This window comes from Eximiradius proteiniborus (genome assembly GCF_058546985.1).
Map to the genome: position 1 here is coordinate 1,564,806 of NZ_CM178592.1, position 19,176 is coordinate 1,583,981.

Genomic DNA, 19,176 nt, shown 5'->3' on the forward strand with positions numbered 1-19,176 from the left:
TTGCTCCCTATGGTTCAATTTTTTTGTTGTCTTTGTGCTCGTCTTCGTCTAAGGACGAAGCCTTTTTAAATTCTTTAATTCCGGTGCCAAGCCCGCGCATAAGCTCCGGAATTTTTTTTGCTCCAAAAAGCACGACAATAATGAGCAAAATAATAAGAATTTCAGGAAGCCCGAGAGTGCCGATAAAAGCCAATGTTTCCATAACAACCTTTATTTAGAATTGATGTAATTAACAATAGATTTAAAAATAACAAGCCCATCGTCGCAGCCGAGAATTTTGTCGGAATAGCGTTCGGGATGAGGCATCATACCTAACACATTTCCTTTTTCGTTAATTATTCCGGCAATATTATTAATCGAGCCGTTTGGATTAGCCTCGTCTGTAACTTCGCCTTGTGGGTTTGCATAGCGGAAGACAACCTGATTATTGTCTTCAAGTCGTTTAATAGTATCAGCATCAGCAAAATAGTTGCCTTCGCCGTGAGCGATTGGAATGCGTAGCACAGTGTTTTTTTCGATTAAATTCGTGAATGGAGTATTTGTGTTCTCGACGGTTAGCCAAACGTCATTGCAAATAAATTGCATGTTTGTATTGCGAAGAAGCACACCGGGCAACAGTTGTGCCTCTGTAAGGATTTGGAATCCATTGCAAATACCAATCACAAGCCCGCCACGATTAGCAAAATCAACGACTGACTTCATAATTGGTGAGAAACGAGCAATAGCTCCGCATCGCAGGTAATCGCCGTAGGAAAATCCGCCGGGAATTACAACACAATCTATATCATTCGGAATTTGTGTGTCTTTGTGCCAAAGATTAACAACATCTTCGCCGAGACAGCTTTGAGTTGCAAAAATTGCATCGTGGTCGCAATTAGAACCGGGAAAAGTAATTACGCCAAATTTCATTACTTAAATTTCCTTCAATTCAATGAAATAATCTTCAATAATTGGGTTGGCAATTAGTTGCCTGCAAGCTTTATCAATAATTTCGAAGGCTTGCTCCTGTGTTTCGGCAGAAATTTCAGTTGTTACAAACCGTCCGATTCGAACGTGAGCGATTTCGGGAATGCCCATAGAATGCAAAGCGTTTTCGACAGTTTTGCCTTGAACATCAAGAATACCTTCGCGTAAAGTAATTTTAATTTCGGATTTGAATTTTTTCATTATTCTTGCTCAATTAATTACAATAAGTCTTTACAAATTAAGAAAAAAAATAAAATTATCCTAATTGACAATAAATTATAAAAAAATATGAAAAAATCATTAAAATATACTTGCATATATGATTATTTTTTATTAATTTATTGCCAGAACTTCTTTCCTCACTATTTTCACTCCAAGTCGGCGACCGACTTTTTAGCCTCAAAATTTAATTGATTTGTAGAATTTTTCGTGATACGGTATGAGATTAGAATTATTACTCAGTCCAAAAGAGCTTCGGTTTTCCATCCCCATCAACTACAACTACCTGCTGTTTAGTTCGATTGCAAGTATTCTTTATTATTCACCTGTAAAATTTCACTCCTGGATTTCCGATAATCAAAAAAGCATTCGGATATTGCCAAACAATAAGCTTTTCACTTTCTCCAAATTGCTGTGTCCTAATTCAAAAGTAACACAATCTTCATACTCCGGATTTGGAGATGTAAAATTACTATTCTCGGCTCCAATAGAAGATGATTTAGCACCAATTATTATCTCAACGCTGAAATCCCGCGAAGTATTGAAAATCGAGAATTACAACGGATATTCGGAATTTTATTTTAAAAGCATCAAGCAACTGCCTGAACCCGAATTTGATTACGAAAGAAAGTTTGTAATGCTTTCTCCAACAGTAATTTCAAAAGTAATGTTCAGCAATGGGAACAAAATACTGCATTTTTACAGAATAAACGAAAGCGAAACAGCAGGAGCAATTGCTTATAATTTACGCAGGAAGTATGAAATAATACACAAAGCTCAATTTAAAGGTAGAATTGATATTGAATTCGACAGTGAATATGTGGAAATCAAAGGTGGCAGCGAAGGAGTAAGCAAACTCGTAACTATTCGCGAGGGCTCGCTCGAAGAATATAAACTCAAAGGATTTATTGCACCCGTTACAATCCGAAGCGAACCCGAAATATTGCGAATTGCTTACCAATGCGGCATTGGAGAATTCAACTGCTTGGGACTTGGAATGCTCGAAACTGTTCTTGAAAAACCAAAGAAGAAAATTGAAATTTATGAAAATCATTCTGTTAGAAGAAAAGAAAAAATGGAATGCATACCAGTTTAACTCAAAATAAGACAGCAGAGACTTTTGCTCTCTGCTGTCTATGATTTATAAATCAACTGCACTATCGAAAAAAGACTACTCGCGTTCGGCGAACCAGATTTGGTCAAGAATATCATCGAATTTGAACACACCTTTTTTGCCTTGTATCCAGGAAGCGGCAAGCAAGGCGCCCGCGGCAAATGCTTCACGGTTTTTGGCATTGTGTGTAAGTTCTATTGTATCAACAGGGGAATCAATTGTAACTGTGTGCTTGCCCAGATAGTCGCCGGCGCGAATACTCGAAATCTGAAGCATCTCGGGCAAAATCGCACCATCTGGATTACCAAAGAGAAGCTGGTCTTTGTGCTTAAATTCGCGTAAAATTATTTCGCCAAGCGATATTGCAGTGCCTGATGGAGCATCCTTTTTGCGTTTGTGGTGAGTTTCCACAATGAAAATATCATATCCCGGTGCTAAATTAATCAGTTTGGACGCAACCTGCACAATTTTCATAAAAATGTTCATTCCGATAGAAAAATTCGGGCTCCAAAGCATTCCGACATCATACTTTTTCACAATATTTGTAACCAGCTCCAAGCTATCGTACCAGCCGGTTGCACCAATAACGAAATTTTTCCCGTTCCTGGCAAGAATGCAAGCATTGTCATAAACAGCACGCCCGATAGAAAAATCGATAGCAACATCAAAATCAAATTTTGTTTCTTCAACAATAGGATTATCGATATCGTATTTTGAGACAACCTCGAATCCATTGCTCAGCGCAGCTTTTTCGATTTCGTGCCCCATAGTTCCGTAACCAATAATTGCTAATCTGGGAAGTTTAGCGTCCATAAATTCTCCTTATAAGTAAGATTAGGTTTATTTAAATTTTAAACGATTTTTTCATTGAAATAGTATATTTTTTGAATTCGGATAAAAATAATCGTATTTTTGCAACGTCATTATTTTTGATTAATTGATAAATTATTTTTGCAAGATGATAAAATTATCAAAAAAAGTTGAATATGCAATAATGGCATTGCAATATATTGCTGAAAACAGCTCGAGAACAAATACAGCAAAAGAAATTGCCGAAAAATTATCGCTGCCGTACGACTTTTTGTCCAAGCTATTGCAAACGTTGATGAAAAAGGGTTTGCTGGTGTCTCAATTAGGAGTTAAAGGCGGATATAAGTTAGTTAAGCAAATTAATGAAATTACAGTAGAAGAATTGATGAACGCTCTCGATGAACGTTCAAGCATTGTAGAATGTGCCGATAATGACGGAAGCTGCTGCTCGCGCACTGAAATCTGCGATATTCGCAGTCCGATAATGAACCTGCAAGAGCAAATAAACAACATATTTAAAAACACAACAATAGCAAATTTGAAAAACAATATATAGGATAGAATAATGGAACAGGATAATAATAAAATTTTGGACGATTTTGCAGAAAGTGAATATAAATACGGCTTTGTGTCGAATATCGAACAGGAACTTGCCCCAAAAGGTTTGAACGAGGACGTAATTCGCTTTATTTCTGCAAAGAAAAACGAACCGAATTTCTTGCTCGAATGGCGGTTGCGTGCTTTTCGTCATTGGCAAAAAATGAAAGAGCCGAACTGGGCAAAAGTGAAATATCCACCGATTGATTATCAGGACATTCATTATTATGCTGCACCAAAGAACTTCAATAAATACAAGAGTTTGGACGAAGTTGATCCGGAAATTCTGAAGACATACGAAAAGTTGGGTATTCCGCTCGAAGAGCAAAAACGGCTTGCCGGAGTTGCAGTCGATGCTGTGCTCGATAGCGTTTCTGTTGCAACAACATTCAAAGAAAAGTTAGAAGAACTGGGAATTATTTTCTGCCCGATTTCCGAAGCAGTGCACACTCATCCCGAACTTGTAGAAAAATATTTAGGCAGTGTTGTTCCATACACAGACAACTACTTTGCGGCGCTTAATTCAGCTGTGTTTAGCGATGGTTCGTTTGTGTATGTGCCGAAAGGTGTGCGTTGCCCAATGGAACTATCAACTTATTTCCGAATAAATGCTTCTTCTACTGGTCAATTTGAACGGACTTTGATTATTGCAGACGAGGGAAGTTACGTAAGTTATCTCGAAGGTTGCACTGCCCCAATGCGCGACGAAAACCAACTTCACGCTGCGGTGGTCGAGCTTGTGGCTCATAAAAATGCAGAAATAAAATACTCAACAGTTCAGAATTGGTATCCCGGCGATAAGGAAGGCAAAGGCGGAATTTATAACTTTGTTACCAAACGTGGATTATGCGAAGGTGAAAATTCAAAAATAAGCTGGACGCAAGTGGAGACAGGTTCCGCAATTACGTGGAAATATCCGAGTTGCGTTCTAAAAGGCGATAATTCTGTGGGAGAATTCTATTCGGTTGCTCTGACAAATAATTTTCAGCAGGCAGATACCGGCACAAAGATGATACATTTAGGCAAAAATACCAAAAGCCGTATAGTTTCGAAAGGTATTTCGGCGGGACGTAGTGATAATAGCTACCGCGGACTTGTAAAAATCAGCAAGAAAGCAGATGGTGCCCGCAACTTTTCGCAATGCGATTCGCTGCTGTTGGGCGATAAGTGCGGGGCTCACACTTTCCCATATCTTGAAGTTGCAAATCAAACAGCAATAGTAGAACACGAAGCAACAACTTCCAAAATTTCCGAAGATATAATCTTTTACCTCAACCAACGCGGAATATCGACAGAAGACGCTGTTGCACTGATTGTTCACGGTTATGCAAAAGAAGTGCTGAATAATCTTCCAATGGAATTTGCTGTTGAAGCAAAGAAACTACTATCAGTTAGTTTGGAAGGTTCGGTTGGATAATAAATTTAATAATAAGTATAAAGGATAAAAAAAATGGCATTGTTATCAATAAAGAATCTGAAAGCAAAAATTAACGAAACGGAAATTTTGCACGGTATTAATTTAGAAATAAATCCGGGCGAAACACACGCGATAATGGGTCCGAACGGTTCAGGCAAGAGCACTCTTGCGTCTGTGCTGGCAGGCAAACCCGGATACGAGGTAACAGAAGGCGAAGTGCTATTCAACGGGAAAAACTTACTTGAAATGCCGCCGGAAGTGCGTGCTCGAGAAGGAATGTTCTTAGCATTTCAGTATCCTGTGGAAATACCGGGTGTTTCGAATACAAATCTGATAAAATCGGCAGTAAATGAAATCAGAAAATACAGAAATCTGGAGCCACTCGATGCATTTGATTTTATTTCGATGATAAAGGAAAAAGCAGCAATGGTCGAGATTGAGCAATCGTTTCTTAATCGTTCAGTTAATGAAGGATTCTCTGGTGGCGAAAAGAAACGCAACGAAGTATTTCAGATGGCTATGCTCGACCCTGTGCTTGCAGTGCTCGACGAAACCGACTCGGGGCTTGATATTGATGCACTTCGAATTGTAGCAAACGGTGTGAATAAGCTTCGTCGCAAGGATAACTCTTTCCTTGTGATTACGCACTACCAGCGTTTGCTAAACTACATTGTTCCTGACTACGTTCACGTTCTCTACAAGGGACGCATTGTGAAATCCGGCGGGAAAGAACTTGCACTCGAACTCGAAGAGAAAGGCTATGACTGGATTAAAGACTAACACAGGTGTAGCAATGGAAATTAAAAGTAAATTCATAGAAAACTTTGCCAACAAGTTCGACACATATTTGAAGGCATCCAATTTACCTGATGAAGTTGCTCAATTCAAGGCGAAGGCTTTCGGACGTGTTCTCTCGGACCAGCTTCCCACACCAAAAATGGAAGAATGGAAGTACACAAATTTTGCATTTTTGAATAAATACAATTTTGAATTGGCTGCCCTTCCAACTCTGGACTGCAAAACAGTTGATAAATTTATTTTTCAGGACTTAAAAGCAAATGTGCTTGTTTTTAATAATGGAAAATTTTGCAAGGAATTTTCGATAATTATCGACAAAGATTTAGAAATAGTAACACTTTCGCAAGCTATTTCGAATGGATTGGACTGGAATAATATTAAATTTGAGCTTGCAAGCGATGTATTTTCAAATCTGAATTCAGCATTTTTTGAAGACATTACTTTTATAAGAATTAAGCGAAATTCGGTAATAGAGCATCCGGTGCATCTGCTACAAATTTTTGACGGAAATTTGTCGCAAACTTCCATTTTCCCGAGGGCTTATATCTCAGTAGAAGAGAATGCACAGGCAAAATTCATTGAAACTTATCAGAAAATCGGAGAATTCGATACAATTTCAGTTGCTTTGACTGAAATAAAGATAGCCCAATCTGCACGATTTGACTTTGTGAGAACGCAAATTCTGCCCGACACCCACATTCTCATTGCCCGAACAAACGTCGAGCAAGACCGAAATTCAGTATTCAACGATATTACCTTCACTCTCGATGGGAAATTTGTCCGAAACAATCTGAATACAAAATTAGTGGGAGAATATACCGAAACACATTATTATGGCTTTTATTTTGCCGATAAGAACGACTACATTGATAATCACACATTTATGGACCACGCTCTGCCGAACTGCTTTAGCAATGAGGTATATAAAGGCATAGTCGGCGATAATGCAACAGCTGTATTCAATGGCAAAATATTAGTCAGACCAGATGCCCAAAAAACAAATGCATATCAATCGAACAAAAATATATTGCTATCGGATGAAGCAACAATTAATACAAAACCGGAGCTTGAAATTTACGCTGACGACGTAAAATGTTCTCACGGTGCAACTTCGGGCACACTCGATGAAGAGCAGTTGTTCTATCTGCGAGCCCGAGGAATAAGTTACGAAAATGCACGGAATTTGCTACTTGCGGCTTTTGGCGAAGAAATTATTGAAAAAATTGAAATTCCGCAGGTGCAAAATATGCTGTCAGAACTATTTGAAAGCAAACTTGCAGGAAAGCTAAGATGAGCAATCTTCAGGAAAGATTATTAGAAATTCGTCAGGATTTCCCCGTGCTCAATCGGTTGGTGTATGGGAAACCTTTGGTGTATCTTGATAATGCAGCAACAACGCAGAAGCCCAAATGTGTGATTTCTGCTATTTCTGATTATTATCTGAACTATAACAGTAATATTCATCGTGGTGTGCATCGGTTAAGTCAGGAAGCAACTGATGAATACGAAAAATCGCGTAAAATCATCAAAGAATTTATAAATGCAAGCAATACGAATGAAATAATTTTCACGCGCGGCACAACCGAAGGCATAAATTTGGTTGCTCATAGTTTTGTGCGACCCCGATTAAAAGAAGGCGACGAAATATTGATTACTCATATGGAGCACCACTCTAACATTGTTCCCTGGCAAATAGTATGCGAGGAAACAGGTGCAAAATTACGTGTAGTTCCAATTAATGACGCCGGGGAATTGATTTTCGAAGAGTTTGAAAAAATGCTCACCGACAAAGTGAAATTTGTATCGGTTGTGCATGTTTCGAATTCGCTCGGGACGATTAATCCGATTGAGGAGATTATAAAAAAAGCCCATTCTAAAGGAATACCTGTTCTTGTTGATGCCGCACAATCAATTCAGCATATAAAAATTGATGTTCGCAAGCTCGGCTGCGATTTTATAGTATTTTCCGGTCATAAAATATATGGTCCCACCGGCATTGGAATTCTCTACGGAAAGCAAAGTTACCTTGAAAAGATGAACCCTTATCAGGGCGGCGGGGATATGATCAAGTCAGTTTCGTTCGAACGAACTATTTACAACGATCTGCCTTACAAATTCGAAGCCGGAACACCCAATATCGAAGGTGCAATCGGGCTTGGGAAAGCAATTGAGTATGTCAGTCAAATTGGCTTTGATTTTATTATAGAACACGAAAGTCAGTTGCTTAAATACGCCCAAGAGAAATTATCTGAAATAGATGGATTAAAGATAATTGGCAATGCTGCGCGGAAAGCAAGTGTTGTGTCGTTTGTATTGGATAATGTGCATCCGCACGATGTCGGAACAATGCTTGACGTCGATGGAATTGCTGTTCGGACGGGACACCACTGCACAGAACCAATTATGCGACGGTTCGAAGTGCCGGCAACGACACGTGCTTCATTTGCTTTCTACAATACAAAGCAAGAAATTGATGTTTTAGCACAATCTATTCAAAAAGTAATAAAAATGTTTAGTTAGGATTTGTGATGGAAGAACTAAAAGAATTATATCAGCAGGTTATATTAGACCACAACAAAAATCCACGTAATTTTGGTGAATTGCCTACCTGCAATCGCCACGCCGAAGGGCACAATCCACTTTGCGGCGACCAGATAGAAGTTTTCATTCTTGTTGATGAAGATACCGGAAAAATTGAAGACGTAAGGTTTAAAGGTGCAGGATGTGCTATTTCGAAAGCATCTGCTTCGATAATGACGACACTGCTGAAAGGCAAGACAATTGAGGAAGCGAAGGAACTATTTGAGCAATTTCATAAGGTTGTTACTTCGGATCCCTCGTCGAACGCAGATGTAATCAACTTAGGAAAACTTGCTGTGTTTTGTGGAGTGCGTGAGTTTCCGGCACGTGTAAAATGTGCAAGCCTTGCTTGGCACACAATGCTCAATGCGTTGGACAATCACACTACAACAAAAGTAAGCACGGAGCAAGTATGAGCGATAATTATATCTCACCGCAGGAATTAGAGGAAAAAGTAATAAACGAGATTAAAGGAGTTTTCGACCCGGAAATTCCTGTGAATATTTATGATTTGGGGCTGATTTATGATATTGCGATAACAGAAGAAAACGAAGTTGTGGTGCTAATGACTCTTACTTCACCGAGTTGCCCCGAAGCAATGTCGCTACCAGCAGAAGTGCAGGAACGAATTAAGCAAATTGAAGGCGTTAAAAACGCAAAAGTTCTGCTCACGTTCGACCCACCTTGGGACAAATCAATGATGAGCGAAATAGCTCGTTTCGAACTTGGTTTTTAACATTTCAAGTGATTAATATGGCTATTGATTTTCATAGATTAAGAGTAAGTGAAATAATCCGGGAGACACCCGAAGCAGTTTCAATTGTTTTTGAACTGCCCGAGGAATTAAAAACTGTTTTCGCCTATTTGCCCGGACAATATCTTACTATCAAACTGCCTGATGGCAACCCGGCAGACCGCCGTGCATACTCAATCTCGAGTTCGCCCCACTGGGACGAACCATTAATGGTTACAGTTAAGAAAATGCCCGAAGGAAATCTCTCAGTTTATCTAAACGAGAAATTAGAAGTTGGTAATTATTTAGATGTAATGCCACCTATTGGTGCGTTTGTGCCAAATTTCGACGCAAAACTGAACGTAAATTACGTTCTTTATGCGGCTGGAAGCGGAATTACCCCGATTTTTTCAATATTAAAATCAATTCTAAAGGTTGAAGATAAATCGAAAATTCTTTTGCTATATTCAAATAGAACAATTGAATCAATAATTTTTCGCACGCAATTATTGGAACTCGAAAAGCAATATAACAGCAGGTTGAAAATAATCTTTGGACTAACGCAATACGACAACATCTGGCAAGGGCATAAAGGACGTTTTACAACGTTAAATCTGACAGCATTGTTGCAAAAGAATGCCCCGGATTTTCGCGAACGTGAGCATTTTCTGTGTGGTCCATCGGGAATGATGAAACAAGTGCTCGATGCAGTTGAAATACTTGCAGTAAACAAAACCCAAATACACAAAGAATCATTTACTGCTGAGGAAACAACTCATTTTAATGAACTGAAAAAGCCTGATGTAGAAATATTACCAAGGCGTGTAAAAATTAAACTATATGGTGAAACATTTGAGATAAATGTCGAGCCGGAAGATACGGTTGTAAGTGCATTGCAAAAAGAAGGCTATATGCCACCATACAGTTGCCAGATTGGTGCTTGCTCGACCTGCCGGGCAAAGGCAGTTAGCGGTAGTTTCTATATGGACATAAGCGAGGCACTTACCGATGAAGAAAGAAAAAACGGCTATATTCTTACTTGCCGTGCACATCCACTTGAAGATAATTGTTTTCTTGATTATGATTAAAGGAGAAAATATGGAAGAAATTCGCACAGACTGCGAAAGAATTATCCCTGATATTGAGGGAATAGACACATCTGATCATATATTTGTTTCGGAGCGTGCCATCGAAGCAATATCGCAAATTAAAGCTGAAAATAACATACCCGACGATTTGTTTATACGTATTGCTACCAAAAGCGGTGGCTGCAGTGGTATGAACTATATTATCGGCTTCGACACTTTGCAAAACGACAATGATTTAACTTACAAAGTTCGTAACCATATTTTCATTGTCGATAAAAAAAGTATTTTTTATTTGATGGGCGTAACTCTTGACTATATCGAAGACGAACGGGGAAAAGGTTTTGTATTCGATAATCCTTATCACGAAAAGACTTGCGGATGCAGTCATTAATTAATTTTTAAGATTTGAGGAGAAAAATGATAGAAAAACCAGCGCAAACAAGCGTAGAAATCAATGAATTAAGCAGAAAGCGGTGGAGCCCGCGTTCATTTGATGCTAATCGCCCGGTAAGCCGCCAGCAGATAATTGCTTTGTGCGAAGCGGCAAGATGGGCACCATCTTGCTACAACGATCAGCCGTGGAAATTTATCATTTGCGATAAATTCACCAACAAAGAGGCATACGATAAACTTTTCAATTGCCTTGTAGAGTTCAATCAAGGCTGGGCAGTAAACGCACCAGTTTTGATTGCAGTTATTGCAGCTAATAAATTTTCCTTTAACGGAGAGGAAAACCGTTGGTCTGGGTATGATTGCGGTGCAGCGGCAGCAACAATCGCGTACGAAGCCGTTCGTCAGGGACTTGTTACTCACCAGATGGGAGGTTTCGATACCGAAAAATTAATGAAAGAGTTTTCGGTTCCGGAAAACCACACACCAATGGCAGTGATTGCAGTTGGTTATCAGGGCTCTCCCGATAGTTTGTCCGAGCAATATCAAAATACAGAAAAGGCTGAACGTAGCCGTCGTCCGCTGGGCGAAAATTTTTATATGTCAGAATGGGGCAAGGCAATAGAATAATTGATTAAATAAATAATCATAACTTTATAAAAAAAAGGCGTTTGATTGTATCAAACGCCTTTTGTTCAAAGGAAAATAATGATTAATCATCGGGGTTTGTTTCTCTCATACGGTAGCCAACCCCACGAATACTTTGGAGGAATGGCTTGCCGTCGTCTTTTTCAATTTTTTGACGTAAGCGTTTTATGTAAACATCGATAATGTTAGATTCCGGGTCGAAATTGTGTTTCCAGACGTGCTGAGTAATAGTAGAGCGACTAAGAATACGGTTTTTGTTACGCATAAGATATTCGAGCAAAGAGTATTCTTTTGTAGTAAGCTCAATTTCGCGCCCATTACGATAAGCAAGGTGCGACACAGTATCGAGAACAAGGTCGCCACAACGCAATTTAGTTGATTTCTCGGGACTACTACGACGCAAAATCGAGCGTAGGCGTGCAGCAAGTTCCTCAAAGCTAAAAGGTTTTGGCAGATAATCGTCTGCACCTAAATCAAGTCCGGTAACTCTGTCTTCGGTTGTTCCGCGGGCAGTAAGCATAAGGATTGGGGTCGAAACTCCGCTATCGCGCAGTTCTTTCAGAACAGTAAATCCGTCTTTGCCCGGAAGCATCACATCGAGCAGAATAGCGTCGAAATGGTTGTTCATTGCCATTTCGATAGCAGCCACACCATCGCCGGCTACTTCTACGACATAGCGGTCTTCTTCCAATCCGTGCTTGATGAAATTTGCAACCTTACGTTCGTCTTCAACAACTAAAATTCTCATTTTACCTCCTTATTTCTGATAATTGAGTAAAAAACATTCAATATTCAACTCCTAATTTTAATACATAATATGTTAATTGTGTATTCATAATTATTTTTTGTTAATATAACTATTAATCGAAAATATCGCAAAAGTATTTTTAATTTTATTTTAATAATTCATAATAATTAATAATTTAAAATAGACGCAATACTTTTCATAACTGATATATTTTTAATATGATTAGTTTTGATGTCTTTTTTATATAGTTATATAGTTGTCCTAATTTTGTCTTTCATTTTTTTGAGCAATATTAACAAAAATTCATAAATACATCAATTATGAGAATATGTTCATTAAAAACTTGTAATTTGTTATTAGCGTTTATTTTAATTATTTTTACTTTGTTTATATTATTTTTATATAGGTTGCTTATGTATCAATTTGACAACTTATTAATTGATGAAAATATTGTTTCTTCCTACTTTGCCTGCAATTTGAAAAAATGCAAAGGTGCTTGTTGCACTTTTCCCGGAGAATATGGGGCACCGCTTTTGAACGAAGAAATTGAAGCAATCGAAAATTGCCTGGAAGAAACAAAAAAGCACTTATCCAAACGCTCGCTGAAAGTGCTCGAAAGAGATGGTTTCTACACAGGGAAGCCCGGTAAATACACAACTGTTTGCATAGACAAGCGAGATTGCGTCTTCGTCTATTACGATGGTGATATTGCTCTCTGTGCACTCGAAAAAGCATATAACGAAGGCAAAACGAACTTCAAAAAACCGCTTTCGTGCCACCTCTTCCCTATTCGTGTCGGCAATTTTGGCGGAAAATATATGTATTACGAAAAAATCGAAGAATGCGACCCGGCACTTGAAAATGGAAAAAGCAGCAGAATTTCTATGATTGATTTTTTAGCTGAACCACTCGAAAGGCTTCTCGGCAAGGAAAAATTATGCCATTTTGTGGATTTTTGCAACAATTGCAAAAATAATATTTAAACTAAATTCGTTAATTATTTATAACTGATGTATCATAAACATATACTTGTATGAAATTATCGATTGATTTAAAAACTACTTTAACGCAGACTCTCACACCTCAGCAAATTCAATATCTGAAATTGTTGCAGTTGCCCGTTTTGCAATTTGAGCAACAGATACGTCAGGAAATTGAATCGAACCCAATGCTCGAAGAAATATCGGAATTAGACGATTTATTAGATGGCGAAGAAATTGATTTATTCCCCAGCGAAGAGATAAACTACGCAGAGCCAATTATTAATGAAACTATTTCCGGCGAAGAGTTGGGAAGTAGTGATGGCGATGGTGAATTTGAAGGAGAAGAAAAAGAGTTAATTATTGACGAGCGGGACCCGTTTGAATACTACGAGGCGATTTGGCAGGACGAAAGCGAAGTGTCCAGAAAATCAAGCGACGATTACGATGAATACGAAGATTATGAGCCATACCAAATTAATGCGCCTACATCTGTTATTGAAGATTTGTTTCAGCAATTGCGTGTTCTGAATTTAACAGAAGAAGAGTTATTATTAGGTTCGCATATATTAGGAAACATAGACGACGATGGATACCTGCGGCGCGAGCTTCAGGAAATTGTTGATGAAACAAATTCATTTATCGCTAATCATAATTTTGAAATACAAAAACGTGAATTCGAGAAAAAGAACAATAAACCGATAGATTACTACAAGGAAAACCCTGCCCGAATGTATGCACTTGGCGAAGAAGCCGCTCAGTTGCTCTCAAATGTTATAAACGAGCACCCGGAAATTGCTCAGAATATACCCAAAATGGAACTTTACAAAAAGTTCTTACAGAAAAAAAACGAAAATAATGGCGAAAGAATTCTAAAACAGGTAAATATTGAACAAGCTGAAAGAATTTTGAAGCTTATTCAATCGCTCGACCCGCCGGGAATAGGCTCCCGGACAATTCAGGAGTGTTTGCTATCGCAGTTAGAGCATATCCAAAATCCAAACGATACTCAAAAACTTGCAATAGATATTTTGCGAGATGGGTACGACGCTTTTGCAAAGAAACACTATCACGTTCTCCTTAAGCAATTCGAAATCACAGAAGAGCAACTAAAAGCCGTGCTCGACATCATTAAGCGACTGAATCCAAAACCCGGTGGTGGCGACAATATTGTAGAGATGAACACTGTTATTCCTGATTTCATTGTAGTCAAAGACGACAACGGCGAGCTTACTATAATCGTAAATGATGGTAATATGCCACAAATCAGGCTTTCGTCTGCTTATGAGAGACTGCGCAGAGAAATCAAATCCCAGAAAGTAAATAAAGAAACGCGTGAGTGGATACGCTCAAAGTATGAAGACGCAAAGTTTTTAATTCAGGCAATTCGTCAGAGAAAAGCAACTATGCTAAAAGTAATGACAGCAATTGCTCACCATCAGCGGGAATTTTTCGATTACGGAATTTCTGCTTTGAAACCTTTGATTTACAAAGATGTTGCCGAAGCAACTGGTCTGGATATTTCCACTGTTTGCCGGATAGTAAACGGTAAATACGTTCAAACACAGTTTGGCACTTTTGAACTGAAGTTCTTCTTTTCGGAATCTTTGCCAAATGACGAAGGCGAAGAAGTTTCAACAACTGTAATCAAAGAAGAAATCAAAAATATTATTGAGCAAGAACCCAAAGATAAACCTTACAGCGACGATAAAATAAGCGATTTGCTCAAAGAACGCGGCTATAACGTTGCTCGCCGCACCGTAGCAAAATATCGCGAACAACTTAAAATCCCTGTTGCCCGACTTCGCAAAGAACTATAATGGAGCAAAGAATTGAATTTCATTGAATTTGCAGCTCGTTTCGATAGCATTATAAGAAAGCAAATATTGAAGCTTCCTTCGGTAGTGCCGGTTTTTCTATATTCGTATTCTCGCAAATTATTCCTTAAAGCATTTGAAACAAATCTGAACTTTGAACAGACTCTGCCGCCAGAAGAATTAAAGCAGACTTTATGGGGCATTGAATTTCGCTCTCCAATTTTTAATGCAGCAGGTATGTTCAAAAAAGGGCTGGGCTATGATACAGTCTATAAACAGGGAGCCGGTGCTTTTCTTGCAGGCACAACAACAAGCAAGCCACGTTCGGGAAACATAAAAAATGGAATTCTGCATCCATTTGTTCCATATGCAGAAACTGAGAGCGCCTCTAACTGGATGGGACTACCAAACGAAGGACACCCGGCAGTTGCAAAAAGGTTATCTAAAATTCAGAAGCAACAAGGTTGTCCTGTTGGAGCTTCGATTGCAGCAGACGCGGGAATGAATCCAAATGAAATTCTAAGTGGAATTCTCGAAGGATTTGAGCTATACGACAGAGCTGGGGTAGATTTTATAGAACTCAACGAAAGTTGCCCAAATGTTGAACATCATAGCTCAACTCATAATATTATTGATACCGATATTTCAAGTAGATTAGTGTTTATTTCTGAGAAATATCTGAAAAAACGCAAACGCAACTTGCCTGTAATTGTGAAATTTTCGAATGATATTGAAATAGAAGCAATTCCGGCTTTGATTGATTTGCTTATTGAACTTGGATATGATGGAATTAATATCGGCAACACATCTACAAGATATAAATACTACAAAAAGTATGTCAGTAGTAATGATATAAAAAATTACGATTACTTTACTACCATCTTTGGTGGTGGATTAAGTGGAAAACTGCTCAAAGAGAATTCGTTCGAAAAAAGCAAATACGCGGCGGAATATATAAGCAGAAAAAACATAAGCAGTGAGTTCTACGTTGTTCGCACTGGTGGAGTAAGTTCTGCAATGGATATAATACAATCGCAGCAGAACGGAGTGAAACTCTTTCAGTGGTTTACGGCATATTTCGATAGTTTTTCGAAATACGGATATTCGCTATACGCAGAGTTATACAGATGGCTTTGAACTATTTCGGGAGCTTAATCTTAAAAGTGCAAACCCCACTTCTCGAAATGATATCAATAACCCCGTAGTTTTCTTTTAATATAGCTTCGGCAGTGCTTACCCCAAAGCAATCTTCTCTGATAACACTTGCCGGAGGAGCAATTCCTTTGCGGCAGGCGTTGTGTTGCACTTCGATAACCACAGTACCTAAATCCTGATATGCTTTCAGCTTAATATACCCTTCGTTGTCCACTTTGGAAAGAGCATTCAACGAATTGAGAATCATAATATCAATACAGGCTTTCACTCCTTTCGGGTTGCACTCAATTAGCAGATTTTCTTTCGGCTTTTCAACGAAGAAATCGAGATGATGAAGCACGGCAGCCTCGTTGAAATCCTGATATACTTCGTCTAACAGATTATTCACATTAATTTTTTCTTTATTAATTCTATGACGCTTGGAAAACTCGACAAAAGCATTTTTCACTTTGCGGGTATGTTCGAACTTGAATTTTAGCAGAGCCAGACATTCGTTAATCCCATTTTCGTCTTTGTTTGCAATTTTTTCTTCAAGCCTTTTGAATTCTAATTCAACAACGTCCTGCAAAATATCCAGAGCTTTGCCAAGTGAACCAAAAATATTATCTTTAATATCCTGCTGGACAATATCTTTTTCGTAAGAAGCTTCTTTTATAGGACGCAAATCCTGCATAAAAGCAACTCTTCCAAGCGAATTTTTCTTGTCGTGTAGTTCAATTGCCCAGAAATTCACAGGCACTTTTGCACCGTCAATATTAAGGATTTCAATTTCACGAGGTTTCATCAGCATTTCTTCGCCTTCGGTGTTGCGGAAAAATTCTTCAGGAAGAATTTTGTTGATAAAATTAACGCTTGGTTTCTTAGTTTCGCGCCAGTTCAGAATTCTGCGGAATGCATTGTTAATGATTTGAATCTTTCCTTTTGCATCGAATGCAATTATTCCTTCGGAGGAGTGTTGAATAATAGAAGTATAGAAATCGTGAGCAGTTCTTAGTTGTTCCTGCAAATTATTGATTTCAGTAATATCTAATGCAATTTCCATCACAAGCGAAACGCCTTTCTCGTCGGAAGCAATCGGAGCTGTCGTTACAAGATAATAAGTTTTATCACCATTGGAGCTGAAACCAACTTGAGTAGAAGTGTGGGACTGCCCATCTTCGAACGTCATCACTGCCGGGCAACTCTGACATTCGGTGCGACGTTTTTTGTATGCTTCGTAGCAGGTTTTGCTTCTGCTGTCGCCAAAAGTTTCACGGAACTTATCGTTTGCTCTGATGATGAAAAAATCTCTATCGATAATTGTAATATAGCAAGGAACTAAATCGAAAAGCAAATTATATTCTTTCTGCCAACCTAAATCTTTCTGCTCAGTAGAAATTTCGAGAATATGGGATATTTCTCCGTTTTCATCTTTTACCGGCACAAAGAAGACAGAATAGTTAAATTTCCTTCCCAGCGAATCAGTCAGGACTTCGTAGGCAACCATCGGCTCGCCACCACGAACTACTTCCGGCACTTTGCAATACGGACAAGGGAACTGGTTTTTCTTGCAGATAGAGTAGCAAGTTTTATTTGTGTTGTCGTCTCCGTAAAATTTTTTGAAGAGATTATTTGCCCAGACTACCTTGTAGTTTTTGTCCATTAAAGCAATTTGAAAGGGAAGGATATCTAAAAAATCCTCTTTAATGATTTTTTCAACAACATTTTCCATCTTCTTTGCCACAAATATAAGTTTATCAAAATTAATAAATTATGCAAAAATTATCAATAAGATTTTCGCTAAAATAAGCGATTTATGTCAAAAAATCTGAAAATTAATTAATAATAATTTTATTTTAATTTTTTAATTATTATTAAACAATTAGCATCAATAAACTAATAATTATCATTATTCTTCGTTTTAGTTAATTATTTATCTAATTTGAGGTCTATATGAATGCATATATTCTTTCGGCAAAAAGAACCCCAATCGGTGCCTTTATGGGTGGATTATCTGATTTTTCGGCTTCCAAGCTTGGTGCAGAGGCAATCAAAGCAGCAGTTATGCAATCAAATATCAGAAAAGAGGATATAAACGAAGTGATTATGGGGAATGTGCTTACCGGCGGAGTGGGTCAGGCACCAGCCCGGCAAGCAGCAATTTATGCAAATTTACCGTATTCTGTGGAATGCTCCACCATAAACAAAGTATGCGGAAGCGGGCTTAAATCTGTAATGCTTGCCGAACAGGCAATACGTTGTGGAGACGCTGAAGTTATTGTGGCTGGTGGGCAAGAATCAATGTCCAATGCACCTTACTTTTTGCAAAAGGCACGTTCGGGATATAAAATGGGCAATTCCGAGCTTATTGATATGATGATTTACGACGGGCTTTGGGACATTTACAGTCAATCGCATATGGGATTGCTGGCTGAGAAATGTGCCTCTGAATACAATATTTCACGTCAAGAGCAGGATGAATATGCAGTAACAAGTTACAGGCGGGCATTGGAAGCACAAGCAAATGGTTATTTTGCAGATGAAATTGTTCCTATCAAAGCAACCATCGGCAAAGAATCGTTCTCTATCGAAAAAGATGAAGAACCAGAAAAAGTAAAATTCGAAAAAATTCCACATCTTAAGTCAGTATTCAAGCAAGACGGAACTATCACCGCTGCAAATGCTTCTTCAATCGATGACGGGGCAGCTGCTTTGGTTGTCGCATCAGAAACTTATGTTCAGCAAAACAATTTGAAGCCGTTAGCAAAAATTATTGCCCAAGCGTCGTTTTCAGGTGCCCCAGAATGGTTTACCACTGCTCCGGTTTCTGCAATCAAAAAAGTTCTGAAAAAGGCAAATCTTGATTTAATTGATATTGATTTGTTCGAAATAAACGAAGCATTTGCTGTTGTGCCAATTTATGCAATGAAAACTTTGAACATTCCGATAGAAAAAATTAACATAAATGGTGGAGCGGTATCGCTTGGTCACCCAATTGGTGCATCGGGTGCCAGAATTCTTACAACGCTTATTTATGCACTTCGTCGAATGAACAAAAAGCTTGGAGCGGCTTCGCTTTGCATCGGCGGAGGAGAAGCAGTGGCTATGATTATAGAAGTATTATAATTTTGATTTTT

General features: G+C 38.5%; 21 protein-coding genes. 15 read left to right on the forward strand and 6 right to left on the reverse strand.

Features of this window, described 5'->3' with window-relative positions; translation table 11 throughout:
- Positions 1 to 7 precede the first annotated feature (7 nt).
- The 3 genes from ACY2LT_RS06475 to purS are packed head-to-tail and all read right to left on the reverse strand — an operon-like array spanning position 8 to position 1,167.
- Positions 8 to 202 carry a twin-arginine translocase TatA/TatE family subunit gene (locus ACY2LT_RS06475; protein ID WP_491814642.1) on the reverse strand — a complete coding sequence of 65 codons (195 nt, stop codon included), beginning with the start codon at positions 200 to 202 and terminating at the stop codon, positions 8 to 10.
- An 8-nt stretch (positions 203 to 210) separates the two neighbouring features.
- Positions 211 to 909, reverse strand: a complete 699-nt coding sequence (purQ, locus tag ACY2LT_RS06480) for a phosphoribosylformylglycinamidine synthase subunit PurQ (protein ID WP_491814643.1) — start codon at positions 907 to 909, stop codon at positions 211 to 213.
- A 3-nt stretch (positions 910 to 912) separates the two neighbouring features.
- Positions 913 to 1,167, reverse strand: a complete 255-nt coding sequence (gene purS / locus ACY2LT_RS06485; protein ID WP_491814644.1) for a phosphoribosylformylglycinamidine synthase subunit PurS — start codon at positions 1,165 to 1,167, stop codon at positions 913 to 915.
- 238 nt (positions 1,168 to 1,405) lie between these two features.
- Here purS and cas6 point away from each other — a divergent pair, with 238 nt between their 5' ends.
- On the forward strand, positions 1,406 to 2,281 hold the full coding sequence (gene cas6, locus ACY2LT_RS06490) for a CRISPR-associated endoribonuclease Cas6 (RefSeq protein WP_491814646.1): 876 nt from the start codon (positions 1,406 to 1,408) through the stop codon (positions 2,279 to 2,281).
- 75 nt (positions 2,282 to 2,356) lie between these two features.
- On the opposite strand, the gene dapB is transcribed toward cas6, so the two are convergent.
- A complete protein-coding gene (gene dapB, locus ACY2LT_RS06495) occupies positions 2,357 to 3,112 on the reverse strand; it encodes a 4-hydroxy-tetrahydrodipicolinate reductase (RefSeq protein WP_491814647.1) in 756 nt (251 codons plus the stop codon).
- A gap of 145 nt (positions 3,113 to 3,257) precedes the next feature.
- On the opposite strand from dapB, the gene ACY2LT_RS06500 reads away from it, so the two are divergent.
- Genes ACY2LT_RS06500 through ACY2LT_RS06545 form a run of 10 tightly spaced genes read left to right on the forward strand, consistent with a single transcriptional unit; the run spans position 3,258 to position 11,342 of the window.
- Positions 3,258 to 3,665, forward strand: coding sequence for an RrF2 family transcriptional regulator (locus ACY2LT_RS06500; protein ID WP_491814648.1), 408 nt, complete (start codon positions 3,258 to 3,260; stop codon positions 3,663 to 3,665).
- Between the two features lie 9 nt (positions 3,666 to 3,674).
- On the forward strand, positions 3,675 to 5,123 hold the full coding sequence (sufB, locus tag ACY2LT_RS06505; protein WP_491814649.1) for a Fe-S cluster assembly protein SufB: 1,449 nt from the start codon (positions 3,675 to 3,677) through the stop codon (positions 5,121 to 5,123).
- 39 nt (positions 5,124 to 5,162) lie between these two features.
- The gene (gene sufC / locus ACY2LT_RS06510) at positions 5,163 to 5,903 is read left to right on the forward strand and encodes a Fe-S cluster assembly ATPase SufC (protein WP_491816785.1); all 741 of its coding nucleotides are present in this window, start codon (positions 5,163 to 5,165) and stop codon (positions 5,901 to 5,903) included.
- Entirely contained in the window at positions 5,884 to 7,215 is a 1,332-nt protein-coding gene (gene sufD, locus ACY2LT_RS06515; RefSeq protein WP_491814651.1) for a Fe-S cluster assembly protein SufD, read from the forward strand. The genes sufC and sufD overlap by 20 nt, the downstream gene beginning before the upstream one ends.
- The gene (locus tag ACY2LT_RS06520; RefSeq protein WP_491814653.1) at positions 7,212 to 8,441 is read left to right on the forward strand and encodes an aminotransferase class V-fold PLP-dependent enzyme; all 1,230 of its coding nucleotides are present in this window, start codon (positions 7,212 to 7,214) and stop codon (positions 8,439 to 8,441) included. Before sufD ends, ACY2LT_RS06520 begins: the two co-directional genes overlap by 4 nt.
- An 8-nt stretch (positions 8,442 to 8,449) precedes the next feature.
- Positions 8,450 to 8,917 carry a Fe-S cluster assembly sulfur transfer protein SufU gene (sufU, locus tag ACY2LT_RS06525; protein ID WP_491814654.1) on the forward strand — a complete coding sequence of 156 codons (468 nt, stop codon included), beginning with the start codon at positions 8,450 to 8,452 and terminating at the stop codon, positions 8,915 to 8,917.
- On the forward strand, positions 8,914 to 9,237 hold the full coding sequence (locus tag ACY2LT_RS06530; protein WP_491814655.1) for an iron-sulfur cluster assembly protein: 324 nt from the start codon (positions 8,914 to 8,916) through the stop codon (positions 9,235 to 9,237). Before sufU ends, ACY2LT_RS06530 begins: the two co-directional genes overlap by 4 nt.
- A gap of 17 nt (positions 9,238 to 9,254) precedes the next feature.
- Positions 9,255 to 10,322, forward strand: a complete 1,068-nt coding sequence (locus ACY2LT_RS06535) for a 2Fe-2S iron-sulfur cluster-binding protein (RefSeq protein ID WP_491814656.1) — start codon at positions 9,255 to 9,257, stop codon at positions 10,320 to 10,322.
- Between the two features lie 10 nt (positions 10,323 to 10,332).
- The gene (locus tag ACY2LT_RS06540) at positions 10,333 to 10,713 is read left to right on the forward strand and encodes a HesB/IscA family protein (protein WP_491814657.1); all 381 of its coding nucleotides are present in this window, start codon (positions 10,333 to 10,335) and stop codon (positions 10,711 to 10,713) included.
- A 26-nt stretch (positions 10,714 to 10,739) separates the two neighbouring features.
- The gene (locus ACY2LT_RS06545) at positions 10,740 to 11,342 is read left to right on the forward strand and encodes a nitroreductase family protein (RefSeq protein ID WP_491814659.1); all 603 of its coding nucleotides are present in this window, start codon (positions 10,740 to 10,742) and stop codon (positions 11,340 to 11,342) included.
- Between the two features lie 82 nt (positions 11,343 to 11,424).
- On the opposite strand, the gene ACY2LT_RS06550 is transcribed toward ACY2LT_RS06545, so the two are convergent.
- On the reverse strand, positions 11,425 to 12,108 hold the full coding sequence (locus tag ACY2LT_RS06550) for a response regulator transcription factor (protein WP_491814660.1): 684 nt from the start codon (positions 12,106 to 12,108) through the stop codon (positions 11,425 to 11,427).
- Positions 12,109 to 12,521: 413 nt separating this feature from the next.
- Here ACY2LT_RS06550 and ACY2LT_RS06555 point away from each other — a divergent pair, with 413 nt between their 5' ends.
- From ACY2LT_RS06555 to ACY2LT_RS06565, 3 genes are read left to right on the forward strand one after another with little or no spacing between them, the layout of a single operon-like run.
- Complete coding sequence (locus ACY2LT_RS06555) at positions 12,522 to 13,091, forward strand: DUF3109 family protein (protein WP_491814662.1); 570 nt, start codon at positions 12,522 to 12,524, stop codon at positions 13,089 to 13,091.
- A 50-nt stretch (positions 13,092 to 13,141) separates the two neighbouring features.
- The gene (gene rpoN / locus ACY2LT_RS06560; RefSeq protein WP_491814663.1) at positions 13,142 to 14,908 is read left to right on the forward strand and encodes an RNA polymerase factor sigma-54; all 1,767 of its coding nucleotides are present in this window, start codon (positions 13,142 to 13,144) and stop codon (positions 14,906 to 14,908) included.
- Between the two features lie 12 nt (positions 14,909 to 14,920).
- The gene (locus tag ACY2LT_RS06565; protein WP_491814665.1) at positions 14,921 to 16,042 is read left to right on the forward strand and encodes a beta/alpha barrel domain-containing protein; all 1,122 of its coding nucleotides are present in this window, start codon (positions 14,921 to 14,923) and stop codon (positions 16,040 to 16,042) included.
- Position 16,043: 1 nt separating this feature from the next.
- Here ACY2LT_RS06565 and ACY2LT_RS06570 read toward each other — a convergent pair whose 3' ends face one another.
- Positions 16,044 to 17,771, reverse strand: a complete 1,728-nt coding sequence (locus tag ACY2LT_RS06570; RefSeq protein ID WP_491814667.1) for a PAS domain-containing protein — start codon at positions 17,769 to 17,771, stop codon at positions 16,044 to 16,046.
- A gap of 221 nt (positions 17,772 to 17,992) precedes the next feature.
- On the opposite strand from ACY2LT_RS06570, the gene ACY2LT_RS06575 reads away from it, so the two are divergent.
- Positions 17,993 to 19,165, forward strand: coding sequence for a thiolase family protein (locus tag ACY2LT_RS06575; RefSeq protein ID WP_491814668.1), 1,173 nt, complete (start codon positions 17,993 to 17,995; stop codon positions 19,163 to 19,165).
- Positions 19,166 to 19,176 lie beyond the last annotated feature (11 nt).

Coding starts and splice junctions, on each gene's coding strand:
- ACY2LT_RS06475 (WP_491814642.1), bottom strand. CDS start 202: ATGGAAACATTGGCTTTTATCGGCACTCTCGGGCTTCCTGAAATTCTT.
- purQ (WP_491814643.1), bottom strand. CDS start 909: ATGAAATTTGGCGTAATTACTTTTCCCGGTTCTAATTGCGACCACGAT.
- purS (WP_491814644.1), bottom strand. CDS start 1,167: ATGAAAAAATTCAAATCCGAAATTAAAATTACTTTACGCGAAGGTATT.
- cas6 (WP_491814646.1), top strand. CDS start 1,406: ATGAGATTAGAATTATTACTCAGTCCAAAAGAGCTTCGGTTTTCCATC.
- dapB (WP_491814647.1), bottom strand. CDS start 3,112: ATGGACGCTAAACTTCCCAGATTAGCAATTATTGGTTACGGAACTATG.
- ACY2LT_RS06500 (WP_491814648.1), top strand. CDS start 3,258: ATGATAAAATTATCAAAAAAAGTTGAATATGCAATAATGGCATTGCAA.
- sufB (WP_491814649.1), top strand. CDS start 3,675: ATGGAACAGGATAATAATAAAATTTTGGACGATTTTGCAGAAAGTGAA.
- sufD (WP_491814651.1), top strand. CDS start 5,884: ATGACTGGATTAAAGACTAACACAGGTGTAGCAATGGAAATTAAAAGT.
- ACY2LT_RS06520 (WP_491814653.1), top strand. CDS start 7,212: ATGAGCAATCTTCAGGAAAGATTATTAGAAATTCGTCAGGATTTCCCC.
- sufU (WP_491814654.1), top strand. CDS start 8,450: ATGGAAGAACTAAAAGAATTATATCAGCAGGTTATATTAGACCACAAC.
- ACY2LT_RS06530 (WP_491814655.1), top strand. CDS start 8,914: ATGAGCGATAATTATATCTCACCGCAGGAATTAGAGGAAAAAGTAATA.
- ACY2LT_RS06535 (WP_491814656.1), top strand. CDS start 9,255: ATGGCTATTGATTTTCATAGATTAAGAGTAAGTGAAATAATCCGGGAG.
- ACY2LT_RS06540 (WP_491814657.1), top strand. CDS start 10,333: ATGGAAGAAATTCGCACAGACTGCGAAAGAATTATCCCTGATATTGAG.
- ACY2LT_RS06545 (WP_491814659.1), top strand. CDS start 10,740: ATGATAGAAAAACCAGCGCAAACAAGCGTAGAAATCAATGAATTAAGC.
- ACY2LT_RS06550 (WP_491814660.1), bottom strand. CDS start 12,108: ATGAGAATTTTAGTTGTTGAAGACGAACGTAAGGTTGCAAATTTCATC.
- ACY2LT_RS06555 (WP_491814662.1), top strand. CDS start 12,522: ATGTATCAATTTGACAACTTATTAATTGATGAAAATATTGTTTCTTCC.
- rpoN (WP_491814663.1), top strand. CDS start 13,142: ATGAAATTATCGATTGATTTAAAAACTACTTTAACGCAGACTCTCACA.
- ACY2LT_RS06570 (WP_491814667.1), bottom strand. CDS start 17,771: ATGGAAAATGTTGTTGAAAAAATCATTAAAGAGGATTTTTTAGATATC.
- ACY2LT_RS06575 (WP_491814668.1), top strand. CDS start 17,993: ATGAATGCATATATTCTTTCGGCAAAAAGAACCCCAATCGGTGCCTTT.